The sequence below is a fragment of the Paraburkholderia sp. CHISQ3 genome, assembly GCF_030464945.1.
GTDB lineage: Bacteria > Pseudomonadota > Gammaproteobacteria > Burkholderiales > Burkholderiaceae > Paraburkholderia > Paraburkholderia megapolitana.
Genome location: NZ_JALPRG010000003.1, coordinates 241,140 through 256,247, shown reverse-complemented (window position 1 = coordinate 256,247; position 15,108 = coordinate 241,140). Strand labels below are relative to the sequence as shown.

Here is a 15,108-nt window from a genome sequence, read left to right as displayed (position 1 = left end):
TCCAGACGCCAGTTTCGTAGTTTCGCGCCGCAGACCGGAGCACGCGCCGAAACGCTACGGATTTCGACAGCATGGGCCCGCAGACGAGCGTCGTGCATGCGTTCATACGAACGCGGCGGGCGGCACACGCCGCCCGGGTGCGTAGCTTTCGCCACTGTCGGCCTTGCCCGGCTACTACATCCCGTAGCGCGTCCCGCGATGACATCGCGCTGTCATCGCCGGCCGCGACGCTCGCTGCGATCCCACTACCGAATCCGGAGCGTCATGATCTTTCGTATCGACGGCGGTGTCGGCGCAACTGCCGGCCTTCAGATGCCTGTGCAACCAGCCGCGACCACGCCCGCGGCACATCCTGCGGCCTCCCCCAGCAGCGCTCCCGCAGCCGCACCGACACCGGGGCAACTCGCCGCCGGCGCGCGCCTCGCCGCGGGACAAAGCGTGCGCTCGGCAAACGGCCGTTTCCAACTGTCGATGCAGAGAGACGGCAACCTCGTCGAAATCGATCTGAGCAACAACGTCGTCGTATGGGCGAGCCATACCAACGGCTCGGGGGCGACCTGCGCGGTGATGCAGAAGGACGGCAACCTCGTGCTGTATCGCGGCACACCGAACACGACGCCCGATGGCAAGACCACCGGCGACGCGGTCTGGTCGAGCAGCACCTCGGGCAATACGGGTGCGTGGCTGTCGGTGCAGAACGACGGCAATCTGGTCGTGTACCCGTCGGGCAAACCACAGGGCGGCAACGATCTGTGGTCGAGCGGTGTGCCGATTGCCGAAGTGCCAGGTGCACTTCCGCCGTTGCCTGCAACCGACACATCGAGCGCGTCTGACACGAACACCATGCCGTCCGGCGCGATCGGTGTGTTCGCGCCCGGTGCGGGCGAACTGGGCATTTCGCTGACGCCGCTCGCGCCTGGTTCATCCGCGTACGACGTGCTCGCGCACCAGCAGGTGTTCGCGCAGCCGGGCCTCGCCAACGACACGCCGCTGCTGAATGCGAATCTCTCCGCGACGCCGTCGCTCGACCGGTTGCCGTTCGGCACACGTGCGGGCAATCCGGTGAACGACGTCTACAGTCTGCCGATCGGTACGTCGGTGACGGTGCTCGATCCGACCCGGCTCGCGCTGCTCGGACAGGAACGCACCGAACTCGCCGCCGCGGAAAAAGCGCCCACCGCGCAGCGCTCGTCGAGCATCGCGACCTTGTCGGCGACGGTCTACCAGGAGCTCGATTACGCGGGCACGAAGCAGTCGGTGCCCGCTGCCGATGCGCTCGCCGCCACGATCCGCGCCCGCGCGCCCGGTGATGCGACGTTCCAGCACGCGGTCGACGATGCCGTCGCGATGTACAAAGCCACACTCCAGACACAGGGCCGCACACCGACCCAGCTGGGCGCAATCGATGCCGCAGCGGCCGCCGGCAACTGGGCCAAAGTGCGCTCGCTTGCCGCGCAGCAGATCGAAGCGACCGTCGGCTCCGACCAGGGCTCGACCGCGCTCGGCGACATCACCGCGCGCGGCAGCGTCTACCTGACCTACGCGGGCGGCGACCCGCACTTCGCGGCGGCGATCCAGGCCGGCATCGGCGATGCGCGCAAGGCCGTGCTGATCGACCGTCCGGTGAACAGCGTGCTGAACGCGTATCAGCACGGCGGATCGCTTGCCGCGATGCAGGCGCTCTCTACTGCAACCGATCCGCAGACGGCCAGTCCCGCCCAGGTCGCGCAGATCATGGCGGACCCGCGCATCCAGCAACTCGTGCAGAAGGTGTTGCACGACATCTCGAGCTACAGCGGCACCGGTGCGACGCCGGGCCAGGTGATCGGCTATCTGAGCGCCGCGTGCCAGCATGCGACCGAAAGCGACCAGGGCCAGGCGGGGCTCGGCAAGCAGGCGGTGGATCGCATCGCGACGTATTTCGTCAGCGAAGCGGACGGTGTGCCGCCCGACAGCGGTCTCGACGTGTTCCAGGACATCCCGCTCGCACGCCAGGTGTTCGCCGATGCCGCGGGCCAGGGGAATGTGTCGCTCGCGCTCGCAGTCGCGTCCGCCGCGCATCGCTACCTGAACGAGCCGTACGCGAGCGCGGCGCTCGACGGTGTGCGTCTCGGCCTCGACACGCTCGCCTCGTCGGTTAAACAGCTCGACGACCAGACCGCACAGGACGCCGCGTTCCTCACCGTGCCGCTCAGCGACTGGGGCGGCGACAGTTCGGCCGCACAACAACAGAAGCTGGTCCAGCAACTGCTCGCGGACAACCCGGACAAGGCGCGCACGCTCGACAAGGACGGCGACCAGATCGCGCAGATGCAGGAAACCACCGACAGCGTGCGCATGGCCGTCGCCGAATACGGCAGCGAACTGCACGGCGTGACGGGGTTCGACGTCGATGCCCCGACGTCCTTCACGCCCGGCCAGTACAACTGGTCGGTGGCCAATACGGCAAACGTCACGAAGGGAGTCAGCGCGTTGCCGACCCTCGCGGGCGCCGGCAAGCCAGGTACCGATGCGCCGTCGCAACCGTCGACCAACACGTTGTGGCTGCAACGATCGATGCGCAAGGTCGTCGATCAGATCGGCAAGAAGATGATCGCCAGTCTGAAGAGCGGCGGTGCCGATGCCGTGCTGACACCGGGCGGCGCGAAGCTCGCGAGCAAGATCTGGAGCCGCGCGAACAAGTCGCTCGGCGCGGTGCTGTATTTCCAGAACGCGACCTACTCGCTTGGCGAAGCCGCCGACGGCGGTCTGTCGTCGCTGCTGACGAACGGCGCGTCGGGGATTCGCCAGGATCTCGCGGGCATCTCGTACGCGATGTCGGCGACGATTCCCGACGATATGCTGTCGTCGATCCGCCCCGGTTCCGGTACAACGACGCTCGCGCGCGGCTACGAGCAGATCGAGTCGCAGATCGACGAACTCGGTCTATCGAAGGCGGTCAGTTCGCCGCTGAAAATCGCCGTGCATCTGGGCATGCAGGACACTTCCGACCTGGCATCGATGATCCTCGGCGCGGTCGAGGCCGGTCAGGAGTTTGCAAGCGGCGAAACATGGCAGGGCGTGGGCAACACGTTGAACGCGCTCGGCTACGCATCGCTGCTGACGGGACCCGGTATCGATGCGTCCGAGCTGCCCGCGGGTGCGACCGTGCTCGGACTCGACGCGGCCGGCTGGACCGGCATCGGTGCGGTGCTCGTGCTTGCAGGCGCGGCGATCTACACCGCGGCAACCGCGTACTCGCATTCGCACGCCTACGACGGCAACGACCAGCAACTGCTCGAAGCGATGGGCGTGCACGGCGACGTCGCCGCACAGCTCGCAAAGCACGCAACTTCGGTGGGAGGTCAGCCGCCGAGCGCAGGGCCGTTCCTCGGTGCGTACTTCAAGAACGGGCACCAGTCGCAGCAGCAGATGGTTTCGTGGCTAAACTCGCTCACGCCGAAGCAGGCCGACGCGATTGCGAGCGCGCTCAAGTCGCTCGGCGACGACTGGGAACACGTGCCGATGCAGCAGCTCGCGCAATCGTTCGACAATGCGTTGCTGCAATACGGTGTGATGCCGCCGATCCAGTTGACGTGATGGTGGTGTGGGTTATGTCGACGCCACAGTGCGCCGCGTACGGATCGAAATGAGAACGTGCCTGAATCAGGCGTCTTCGTCGCGATCCGCTCGTTCACCGCGCGTTCACAACGCTGCCAGCGACGCATTCGGAATGTCGGTCATCAGCATATGCCCGGGCCGATGCGCGATCGCGAACGGCAGCTTCGCGCTTTCCAGCGCGCTTTGCGGCGTCACGCCGCAGGCCCAGAACACCGGCACCTCATGCTCGTGGATCGACACGGCGTCGCCGTAGTCGGGCCGCGACAGATTGCGGATGCCGAGCGCCGCGGGACTGCCGATATGGATCGGCGCGCCATGTACCGCCGGGAAGCGACTCGTGATCTGTACGGCGCGCACCGCATGCGCGCCGCTCATCGGTCGCATCGACACGACGAGCTTGCCGCCGAAGCGTCCCGCCCGCTGGTTGTCGATCGACGTGCGGTACATCGGTACGTTGACGCCTTCGTCGACATGCCGCAACGGAATGTGCTCCTGCGCGAGCATCTGCTCGAACGAGAACGAACAGCCGATCGCAAACGTGACGAGATCGTCGCGCCATAGTTCGAGCAGATCGCGCGGCTGCTCGCACAGTTCGCCGTGACGATAGACGTTGTAGCCTGGCACGTCGGTGCGCACGTCGAGATCGTGGCCGAGCGCGGGAATGTTCCATTGCCCCGCTTCGCTCACACCGAGTAGCGGACACGCGCGCGGATTGCTCACACAGAAACGCAGGAAGTCGCCGGCGAATTCCGCGGGCACGATCGCGAGGTTGGCTTGCGCGTAACCGCCGCAATGGCCGGCGGTCGGGCCGCTGAAGGTCTGGTTGCGGACGCGCTGGCGAAAGTCTTGCGACTCGTATAGCTCGTGAGACTCGTGTGACATCGGAGCGTCTCCGGGAATGTTATTGCAGGTGCGATGCGTTGATGGCCGCCATCGGACCAAACGTCACGACGCCAGCAACTGTCCTGCAAGAAACGCGAGCTGGGTCCGGCTGCTGACATTGCATTTCTGCCTGAGGCGGCGCAGGTGATAGTCGACGTTGTGCGACGTAGTCTGCATGCGCAGCGCGATTTCCTTGTCGGACAGACCGGCCGCCAGAAAACCGAGAATCCGTCTCTGCACGTCGGACAGATCCTGCACGGCATTGCCGCGATCGAGCGCGCGTACCGTCGCCGAGCAACGCTGATGCACCGACAGACCGAGCACGAGCGCCTGCGAGATCACGCCATCCGTGATCCAGTCCGCGTACATGGACGGCGACGCGAAGCTGACGATCGCGCGCAGCGGAGTCTGCGGTACCTGGATGCCGAACATCAATCCGCAGCACGCACCGCAGTCGCGCAGTGCGTCGAATGCCGGACGAAACGATGACGGCGAGCCCGCCTGCCGCCACGCATCCGTGATCGAGTGCAGGTCCCATACGAACGGCGCGTTGCTTGCAAGCGCAGCTTTTAGCCGGACGTCGCGACGATGAAATCCGGCCTCGAACCAGGCGGGTCCGAGATGCGCTGAACGATAACCGTTCGCAAAAAACAACCGGTCGATTTCACCGCGCGCATCGCGCCTCACCGTCACATACGCAAGCTCGCTGAAACCGACGAGGCTCAGCATGCCCCGCACGAGCCGCGCGCGCTCGTCGGCGTTGCGCGCGGATGCGAGGTCGCCGGCCAGATGCATCTGGCCGTCAGCGCCGATGTCATTTCGATCGCCGCGGGTGTCTCCGCGCGTATCCCGATCACCGTCGTCGAAATGACGAACGTCCAGTTGCGCAGGTTCGGGCTCGGGCAACCGCGGCTCGTCGCCATCGCGGCTCGCGCACATGACTGCCGTTCGCATTGCAGAATTCATCGCGTACATCGCAGACACTCCGTTGGTAGCCATTTGCAGTTGGGGCGTTTTCAGGTTATGTCCGCAACAGGCAGCGCGCCAGCAAGTTATTGCGCGCACAGGTGTCAAGTTTTTCTTAACGGCGCGGCGCACGTGATTCGTACTGAACGCGCGCACGACCGCTTGCGGCTATTTGCCCCCTTCCATGTAGAGACGTCGCCGCGCGTTAGCGTTTCAAAAACGTGCTTGATCCTCATGCAAAGCGCGAGGCCCGGGTTAGCGCTTTAGTGCTTACCCGGGTCTCACGAAAAACTGTCGAACTGAGTTAACGCTTTAGCTGTAGACAGGAGCGAACGTCACGTCACTTACTCCCATCTCATGCAAGATGTACGCGATATCGGCGAGTGCTTTAGCATCTACTCCGATCTCATGCAATATGTTTGCGCTCGCAACCGTTTAGCACCACCCGACGACGAAGCGCAAACACTCCACGACCGCGCGTGCGCAATGAAACGAGCATGGCGGGTCATACAAATGCGATCGAGTGTAGCGGCGCCTTACATCGGAGCAACGCAGATGCCTCGTAGCGATTCATGTGCTTTGCGGGGCAACCGCGCGATCGACTACGAAACACACTGCATGACCTGGCACCGCGCAAAGCTTCATGCGCGCACGCGTCGCGCAGCCAGATAAGCAAGCTGCGCGCGGTTGTGCACGTTAAACGTTCGTTCGAGTCTGTGGATGTGATAACTGACCTTGTGCAACGACAGGTTCAACGCATCGGCAATCTCCTGGTCGGACAAACCTTGCACCAACCTTTCGAGGACTGCCTCCTGTTCGTGTTCGAGCGTGATCGCGCGACGCGCGCGCACGCGTGCCTCGAGAAACGGTTGTACGAAACGATGCACGCTCAGGCTTACCGCAAGCGCCGCGCCCGTCACGCGGTCGTCGATCCAGTCGGAGTCGTGCATCTCCGACGTGAGCCCGACGCCGACGCGCAGTTCGAGCTGCGGGGCCGACAGGCTGAAGATCACGCCGCTATTCATTGCATGCGCGCGCAACGATGCGGCAAGCGCACGCGTGCGGCGATCTCCGCTTCGCTGTGCCTCCTCCTCGATGCAGTCGAGTCGCCACGCCACCGGAAAACCGCTTTGCAGCACACTCGCGAAGCGCGGATCGGCTTCGTGCCACCCGCCTTCGAAGTATGGCTGGACCGACGACACCGGCACGAGATCGCGCAGCAGATGCGCGTGCAGCAGACGCTGGCCAATCATTTCGTACGCGCCGTAGTTGAGCGTACTGAAGCCCGCGCGCCGCATCTGCGCGCGGCATTCGTCGAGGTCGAACTCGAACAGGTCGGATTTGCCGACGTTGTCGCGCCATGCGGTAAGAACAGCAGCATCCCCGCGTGCCGGCACGGCTTCGTCCAAAACGTGGGATGGGGGTCGGACGCGATGTGCGAGCACATCGGTGTGCGAAAACCAGTCGAGTACAGGCGTGCCTTCACACAGGGTCATCAGGGGTCCTTTGTTCTGCCAGGCGATTCTTTTAGAGCCCCGATATGCTCTGGTCGATTAGTGTGTTTTTTTTTTTCTTCGCGAGTCCGCTTGAATCGGCTCACGTTTTGATATTACGATATGTTACTTGAGCGATCCGCGATATGTACACCGCCAACCGCTCGAATGTTTCTTCGCAATTTCTCCAATTGCATCTTTTTTGTCGTTGCGTATTCGCGCGTGAGGGCCCGGTTCAACACCCCGCTGCCATCGTCCGTCCGCGCGAAATCCTGCGATGTTGAGTCAAGGACCATCTCCATGCCCGACTTCGCTTTGTGCGAAAGCCCGCCTGCTGATCAAATATTCGACGACACGTCGGATACGTTTTCTGTGCACGACGACGTGACGCATACGCGCCAGATTCCTGTCGTGCGCTTCAACGACGCGAAACAGGTTTTCATCGAACAGAAAGACGCTCCGCGGCTCGGCGTCGCCGAGATGCTAGCAAGCGCGCAGAGCGAAGCGGAACGTGCGCGCATCGTGGCGAGTCTCGTGCGTCTGACTGGTTTCTCGACGTTCGCCTACTTCGCGCTCGAGTACACGCATGAGTGTGTGCAACGTCTCTTCGTGCACGATACGTTCGCGCCCGCCAATTATCGCGGTGAGTACGTCGAGCGCCGTTACTTCGACGTCGACCCGCGCACGTTCGGCGCTCGCATGTGCAATGTGCCGATGGTGTGGGACCTGCGCAAATTGCGGCAACAGCATGGCGACCGCGATACGGTGTCGGCCGCCGACCGCGAAGCGCTCGACGACTTTCTGCAAACCATGCGCAGCGACGGCATGTGCAGCGGCATCATGTATTCGATGGGGATTCCGGGCACGCGCCTGCATGCTTTCATGAGCTTTACGGCGCCGCGCCTGAACCGCGACTGGATCACACCGACCACGATCGAACAGGCGTTATCGATCGGACTGTCGGTGCACAAATTCAGCTCGCCGAAACTGATTGCCACCGCGCGCGAGCATTCGGTCAACGGCCTCACCGCGTTCGAGCAGAGACTGCTGACCGGCATCGCCGAGGGTGCGTCCGACAAGGAAATCGGCAAGCGGCTCGACACGAGCCCGCACAACGTCGACTATCACCTGCGCAAACTGCGCAAGCGGTTCGGCGTGTCGAACCGGATCGAATTGACCTATCTGACTTCGAAGCTCGAACTGATCTGACGTCTGGGCCTGGGGCACGCACATGCGGCGTGCCCCACTTCTCTTCTGGCGCCGGCGCATTGCGCAACCGGCGTTGCACACCATCATCAGCCCGCCGGCAAACCACGTTTGCGCAACATCGGCGCCGCTTGCGGATCGCGGCCGCGAAACGCGCGGAATGCGGCACGCTGTTCGCGACTGTCGCCGGCGCTGTAGATATAGCGTTGCAGTTTGTCGGCGAGTACCGGATCGAATGCGTCGCCGGCTTCCTCGAACGCATCGAACGCCTCTGCCTCGAGCACTTCCGCCCACATGTAGACGTAGTAGCCGGCTGCGTAACTGTCGCCGCTAAAAATATGACTGAAGTGCGGCAGGCGATGACGCAGACCCACTTCGCGCGGCACTTGCAGACGCTCGCGTTCCTGCGCCTCGAAACTCGCGATGTCGAGCGCAGCTGGATCGTCGTGCGCATGCAGCGCCATGTCGATCAGCGCCGACGACGTGTAGGCAACCGTGTCGAAGCCCAGATTGAAGGTTTGCGATGCGCGAATGCGCTCGATCAACGCGGCGGGAATCGGCTCGCCCGTCGTCACGTGGCGTGCATGCCTCGCCAGTACGTCGGGCACCGTGGCCCAGTTCTCCATCAATTGCGACGGCAGCTCCACATAGTCTCGCGGCACCCAGGTGCCTGACAGACGGCTGTAGCTCACGCTGGACAACAGCCCATGCAGGCCGTGGCCGAATTCGTGGAACAACGTGCGCACGTCGTCGAAGCTGAGCAGCGTCGGACCGTCGCCGCCGCGCGCGAAGTTGTTGTTGTTCACCACGATAGGTGTCGCCGTGCCGCCGTTGCGCTTCTGCTTGCGATAGACGCTCATCCACGCGCCGCCCTTCTTGTTCGGTCGCGCAAAGTTATCGGCGAGGAACACGCCCACCTGCTCGTCGCCGCGATGCACTTCCCACAGACGCACATCCGGGTGATACAGCGGGACGCCAGTCTGCTCGACGAAATGCACGCCGAACAAACGGTTCGCGCAATCGAACATCGCACCGATCATCGCTTCCAGACTGAAGTACGGTTTTACTTCTGCGTCGTCGAGCGCGTAGCGCGCAACGCGCACTTTTTCGGCGAGAAAATACCAGTCCCACGGTTCGATATCGGTCGGCTCGCCCAGTGCCGCGGCTTGTGCAACCAGCGCCTGCCGCTCCTGTTCGGCGCTCGCCTTCGCGGGCTCCCATACCTGGCTGAGCAGGTCGTACACGGCTGCGGGCTTGCCTGCCATGCGGTCGGCGAGCGCGTAATCGGCAAAGCTGTCGTAGCCGAGCAGGCGCGCCTGCTCCTGACGCAACATCAGGATTTCGCGGGCGAGCGGCCGGTTGTCGCGCCCCGCCGTTTCGCCGCGGCTCGTCCATGCGCGCCACGCGGTCTCGCGCAGATCGCGGCGCGTCGAGCGTGTGAGAAACGGCACGACCAGCGAGCGCGACAACGTAATCAAGTAGCCATCCACACCGCGTTCCTGAGCGGCGTTGCGCGCGGCCGCGCGCAGAAAATCGGGTAGACCTGCCAGATCGGCTTCGGTTTTCAGCGGTAACTGGTAGCTCGATTCGTCGGCCAGCACGTTCTGCGCGAACTGTGTGTAGAGATCGGCGAGTCGCTCCGCAACGACCGCAAAACGTGCGCGTGGCGCGCCTTGCAGTGTGGCTCCGGTGCGCACGAAATCGGTATGCAAACGTTGCAGCAGGCGCTGCTGCTCTTCGTTCAGTTCGAGCTGCTCTGCCTGGTCGTGAACCGCATCGAGTCTTGCAAAGAACGCCGCATGCATCGCAACCTTGCTCTCGTGCGCGGCCAGCAGTGGCGCCATTTCGCGCTCCACCGCCTGCAACGCGGGCGGCGAATCGGACCAGCAGAGGTTCATGAAAACAAGACTGATGAGCTCGAGTCGCGCACCCGCGGCGTCGAACGCAGCCACGGTGTTCTCGAACGTAGGCGCATCCGGCTGCGCAGCCAGCGCATCGATCTCAGCCAGATGTTCGGCGAACAATGTGGCAAAAGCCGGGGCAAAATGTTCGGGCTTGATCTGCGCGAACGGCGGCAACTGGTAAGGCGTTTGCCAGTCCTGTAACAGCGGGTTGCTGTGCTCGGTCATCTCGATCTGCCTTGTGGGCGTCAGGGTGGAGGGAACGCACATGATAAGGCACGGCGGTCACGCACACTGGCAGCGATGTAGCTGGGTCGATGGTGCTTTACCCAGGTTGAGCAGATCGGCCATAAAATGTGATCCGGTGCCTTTACCTGCACCTAGCTGCACCTAGCTGCACCTAGCTGCACCTAACCACACCTAATCGGAGAAAAATCATGACGCGCACGATGATCGCCATTCTTCTCGTTCTGAGCGCCGGCCTCGCGGCCTGCAACACGATTGCCGGTGCCGGGCAGGATCTCTCCAGCGGCGGCCAGGCCATTTCCAACGCGGCGGACAAGGCCAAGTAACCGACCTGACCCGCATGCCCCGCAGTACTGTTTCAAGTAGGACCGACCCATGACTTCCGCGCTGCCCCCAGCCAGCGTACTCGCCGATTTTCATCCGGCGGTCGCCGGCTGGTTTCTGAAGACGTTCGCGGCGCCGACCGATGCGCAGGTCGCGGCGTGGCCGTCGATCCGCAGCGGCCGCTCGACGCTGGTCGCAGCACCGACCGGTTCCGGCAAGACGTTGACCGCGTTTCTGTCGGCGCTCGACGAGCTGGTCCGCGACGGTCTCGCGCACGGCGGCACGCTGCCCGACGAAACGCTGGTGGTGTATGTGTCGCCACTCAAGGCGCTGTCGAACGACATCCGTTTGAATCTGCAGATGCCACTCGAAGGCATCGCCAACGAACTCGCGCAACGCGGGCTACCTGCGCTCGACATCCGTACCGCCGTGCGCACCGGCGACACATCGCAGCAGGAGCGCACCGCGCTGCGCAAACGCGCACCGCACATCCTCGTGACGACGCCCGAATCGCTCTACGTGCTGCTCGGTTCCGCGTCGGGGCGTCGTATGCTCGCGAGCACGCGCACGGTGATCGTCGATGAAATCCACGCGATTGCGGGCACCAAACGCGGTAGCCATCTCGCGCTCAGTCTCGAACGGCTCGATGCGCTGTGCGGCCGGCGCCTGCCGCGCATCGGCCTGTCGGCCACGCAAAAACCGATCGGCCTCGTAGCTCGGTTTCTGGTCGGCGGCGCGAGTCTCGACAGCGACGCGACGCCCGATTGCGCGATCGTCGACGTCGGTCATGCGCGCAAACGCGATCTCGCACTCGAACTGCCGCCGGTCCCGCTCGAAGCGGTGATGGCCAACGAGGTATGGGAGCGCGTCTACGACCGGCTCGCCGAACTCGTGGCGCAGCATCGCACGACGCTCGTCTTCGTCAACACGCGGCGCATGGCCGAGCGCGCCGCGCGGTATCTGACCGAACGTCTCGGCAAAGATGCGGTGGCCGCCCATCACGGCAGCCTCGCCAAAGAACTGCGCTTCGACGCAGAACAACGTTTGAAACGCGGCGAGTTGCGCGTGTTGATCGCGACGGCTTCGCTGGAACTCGGCATCGATATCGGCGACGTCGATCTCGTCTGCCAGCTTGGTTCGCCGCGCGCCATCGCACCGTTTCTGCAACGCGTCGGGCGCTCGGGGCACCAGGTCGGCGGGATGCCGAAGGGACGACTCTTTCCTAACTCGCGCGACGATCTGCTCGAATGTGCGGCGCTGCTCGATTGCGTGCGACGCGGCGAACTCGACGCCTTGCAGATTCCGCGCGCGCCGCTCGACGTGCTCGCCCAGCAGATCGTCGCCGAAGTATCGAATGACGAGTGGCGCGAGGATGCGCTGTTCGATCTCATTCGCAACGCCGCGCCGTATGCGGACCTCGCGCGCGAGCAGTACGATGCCGTGCTGCGCATGCTCGCCGAAGGGTATACGAGCCGCCATGGGCCGCGTGCCGCCTATCTGCATCGCGATGCCGTGAACGGCACGCTGCGTGGACGACGCGGCGGCAAGCTGGTCGCCGTGACATCGGGCGGCACGATACCCGAGAACGCCGACTACTCGGTGCTGCTCGAACCGCAGGGCGTGAACATCGGCACGGTCAACGAAGACTTCGCGGTGGAAAGTCTCGCCGGCGACGTGTTCCAGCTCGGCAACGCGTCGTACCGGATCCTGCGCGTCGAGACCGGCCGGGTGCGCGTCATCGATGCGGAAGGACAACCGCCGAATATTCCGTTCTGGCTCGGTGAAGCACCCGGGCGCAGCGACGAACTGTCGTTCGGCGTTGCGCGGTTGCGGGCGCAGATCGATACGCTACTCGGGAGCGACGGAGACGAGGGCGCAGCGAATAACCTCAATCGCGCGATCGCCTGGCTCACAGACGAGCTAAGCCTGTCCGAACCCGCCGCCCGCCAGATCGTCGAATACCTCGCCCGTGCCCGCGCCGCCCTCACCGTGTTGCCGACGCAGAACACGCTCGTGATGGAGCGCTTCTTCGACGAGTCGGGCGGCACACAGCTTGTCATTCACGCGCCGTTCGGCAGCCGGCTCAATCGCGCGTGGGGTCTCGCGCTGCGCAAGCGCTTTTGCCGCACGTTCAACTTCGAACTGCAGGCCGCGGCCACCGAAGACGCGATCATCCTCTCGCTGACCGGCAGTCACAGCTTCGCCCTCGACGAAGTGTGGCGCTATCTGCATTCGAATACCGCGCAACACATCCTGATTCAGGCGCTGCTCGACGCACCGCTCTTCGGCGTGCGCTGGCGCTGGAATGCCACGACCGCGCTCGCGTTGCCACGCTATACCGGTGGCCGCAAGACCGCACCGCAATTGCAACGTATGCGCAGTGAAGATCTGCTTGCCACGGTGTTTCCGGATCAGGTGGCGTGCCTCGAGAACATCGTCGGCGAGCGCGAGTTGCCGGTGCATCCGCTCGTCGATCAAACCGTCGACGACTGCCTGCACGAAGCGATGGATACCGACGGCTGGTTGCGTCTGCTGCGCCGCATCGAGCGCGGTGACGTCGCGCTCGTCACACGCGAATTGCCCGCTCCGTCGCCGCTCGCCGCCGAGATTCTCAGCGCGAAACCGTATGCGTTCCTCGACGATGCGCCAATCGAGGAACGCCGCACGCAAGCGGTCCTGAACCGCCGCTGGACCGATCCCGAAAGCACCGACGATCTCGGCGCACTCGATGCCGATGCGATCGCAAGCGTATGCGACGAGGCATGGCCGCAAGCACGCGATGCCGACGAAATGCACGAAGCACTGACCGGTCTAGCCTGCATAACAGACGCAGAAGCCGATGCCGATGCCGAAGCGCAGCGCAACGACGGCTGGCCGAAATGGCTCGACGCTCTGGCAAAAGCGGGCCGGGCCACGCGCATGCAGATCGCGCAGCAGGAGACGCTCTGGGTCGCGGCCGAACGCCTTGCGTGTCTGCGGGCGATCTACCCGGTCGCGCCCATCGAGCCCGTTATCGAGCCGCCGAAAGGCTACGCCGACCCGTGGACCGAAGACGATGCGATCGTCGACGTCGTACGCGCAAGGCTCACTGGTTTCGGTCCGCTCTCCGTGTCCGCGATCGCGCGACCGTTGGCACTGCCCGCGTCCGCGGTCGCGCTCGCGCTGACGCGGCTCGAATCGGAAGGCTACGTGATGCGCGGCCGTTTCACACCCGGCACACGCGAAGAAGAATGGTGCGAGCGCCATCTGCTGGCACGCATTCATCGCTACACGGTACGGCGGCTGCGGCGCGAAATCGAACCGGTCGAACGACACGACTTCATGCGCTTCCTGTTCGAATGGCAGCATGTGAGCCCGTCCACACGCGGCGAAGGCCGCGACGCGCTCGCCGCGATACTCGACCAGCTCGAAGGCTTTCAGGCAGCGGCGGGCGCGTGGGAAGACGACATCCTGCCCGCGCGTCTGAAGGACTATTCGATCACCTCGCTCGACGAACTGTGCCGCTCCGGCAAGATTGTCTGGACCCGGCTCACCGAACGCGCGCGTGCGACCGCCGGGCCGGTGCGCAGCACGCCGATCGTGCTGTTGCCACGCCGCGAAGTGACCGTGTGGAGCGCACTGCTCGACCCGTCGAAACCCACCGATCTCTCGCCGCGCGCGCAGCATGTGCACGATGCACTGGCACGACATGGCGCGATGTTCTTCGACGAGCTGCTGGCCGACGTGCACGGGCTGCGCATCGAACTCGAAAACGCGCTCGGCGAACTCGTCGCAGCCGGCCTCGTGAACTCGGACAGCTTCGCGGGACTGCGGGCGCTGCTCAAGCCGGTGGCCAAACGCAATGCGTACTACGGCAGCCGGCGCGGCCGGGTCGGCGCGCTGATTGGCGGAATGGACGACGCGGGACGCTGGGCGCTGCTGCGACGGCCCGTGACCGACTCAACCGCAAACGCGGACGCAACAGCAGAAACCACCGCTGCGGCAACGACGAACCCTCGCACTCCGCGGATCGCGCCCGACGTGCTCGAACACATCGCGATGGCGCTGCTGCGCCGCTACGGCGTCGTGTTCTGGCGGCTACTCGAACGCGAAGCGGACTGGTTGCCGCCGTGGCGCGATCTGCTGCGTGTGTTGCAACGGCTCGAAGCACGCGGCCAGGTACGCGGTGGCCGCTTCGTCAACGGGCCGTCGGGCGAACAGTTTGCATTGCCCGAAGCGATCCCACTGCTGCGCGAGATGCGCCATCACGCGAACGACGGACTCTACGTGTGCGTCGCCGCGACCGATCCATTGAATCTGCTCGGCACGATGCTGCCCGGCGACAAGGTACCGGCCGTCGCCGGCAACCGCGTACTGTTTTGCGACGGCGTGCCGGTCGCGACTTTGGTCGGCGCCGAATTCATCTGGCTGCACGATCCGGACAGCGCAGCGAAGAGCGAGATGCGCACGATGTTGACGCGACATTACTAAGGCATTGGAGGCATTGCTAT

Annotated in this window: 8 protein-coding genes; 4 read left to right on the top strand and 4 right to left on the bottom strand. The window is 64.3% G+C overall.

Features of this window, described 5'->3' with window-relative positions:
- Positions 1 to 264 precede the first annotated feature (264 nt).
- The gene (locus tag M0D65_RS08235; RefSeq protein ID WP_266252217.1) at positions 265 to 3,579 is read left to right on the top strand and encodes a hypothetical protein; all 3,315 of its coding nucleotides are present in this window, start codon (positions 265 to 267) and stop codon (positions 3,577 to 3,579) included.
- Positions 3,580 to 3,684: 105 nt separating this feature from the next.
- Here M0D65_RS08235 and M0D65_RS08230 read toward each other — a convergent pair whose 3' ends face one another.
- From M0D65_RS08230 to M0D65_RS08220, 3 genes are all read right to left on the bottom strand, one after another.
- Positions 3,685 to 4,482, bottom strand: coding sequence for a putative hydro-lyase (locus tag M0D65_RS08230; protein WP_266252216.1), 798 nt, complete (start codon positions 4,480 to 4,482; stop codon positions 3,685 to 3,687).
- A 63-nt stretch (positions 4,483 to 4,545) separates the two neighbouring features.
- Positions 4,546 to 5,436: a LuxR family transcriptional regulator gene (locus M0D65_RS08225; protein WP_266252215.1), complete on the bottom strand. Its 891-nt coding sequence runs from the start codon at positions 5,434 to 5,436 to the stop codon at positions 4,546 to 4,548.
- 653 nt (positions 5,437 to 6,089) lie between these two features.
- Positions 6,090 to 6,944 carry a LuxR family transcriptional regulator gene (locus M0D65_RS08220; protein ID WP_091006962.1) on the bottom strand — a complete coding sequence of 285 codons (855 nt, stop codon included), beginning with the start codon at positions 6,942 to 6,944 and terminating at the stop codon, positions 6,090 to 6,092.
- Between the two features lie 297 nt (positions 6,945 to 7,241).
- On the opposite strand from M0D65_RS08220, the gene M0D65_RS08215 reads away from it, so the two are divergent.
- Positions 7,242 to 8,150, top strand: a complete 909-nt coding sequence (locus M0D65_RS08215) for a LuxR family transcriptional regulator (RefSeq protein WP_266252214.1) — start codon at positions 7,242 to 7,244, stop codon at positions 8,148 to 8,150.
- A gap of 86 nt (positions 8,151 to 8,236) precedes the next feature.
- Here the strand turns inward: M0D65_RS08215 and M0D65_RS08210 are convergent, their stop codons facing one another.
- Positions 8,237 to 10,276 carry a M3 family metallopeptidase gene (locus M0D65_RS08210; protein WP_266252213.1) on the bottom strand — a complete coding sequence of 680 codons (2,040 nt, stop codon included), beginning with the start codon at positions 10,274 to 10,276 and terminating at the stop codon, positions 8,237 to 8,239.
- 209 nt (positions 10,277 to 10,485) lie between these two features.
- Here M0D65_RS08210 and M0D65_RS08205 point away from each other — a divergent pair, with 209 nt between their 5' ends.
- Both M0D65_RS08205 and M0D65_RS08200 read left to right on the top strand, forming a co-directional pair.
- Positions 10,486 to 10,620 carry an entericidin A/B family lipoprotein gene (locus M0D65_RS08205; RefSeq protein WP_266252212.1) on the top strand — a complete coding sequence of 45 codons (135 nt, stop codon included), beginning with the start codon at positions 10,486 to 10,488 and terminating at the stop codon, positions 10,618 to 10,620.
- A 49-nt stretch (positions 10,621 to 10,669) separates the two neighbouring features.
- The gene (locus tag M0D65_RS08200) at positions 10,670 to 15,088 is read left to right on the top strand and encodes a DEAD/DEAH box helicase (protein ID WP_266252211.1); all 4,419 of its coding nucleotides are present in this window, start codon (positions 10,670 to 10,672) and stop codon (positions 15,086 to 15,088) included.
- Positions 15,089 to 15,108 lie beyond the last annotated feature (20 nt).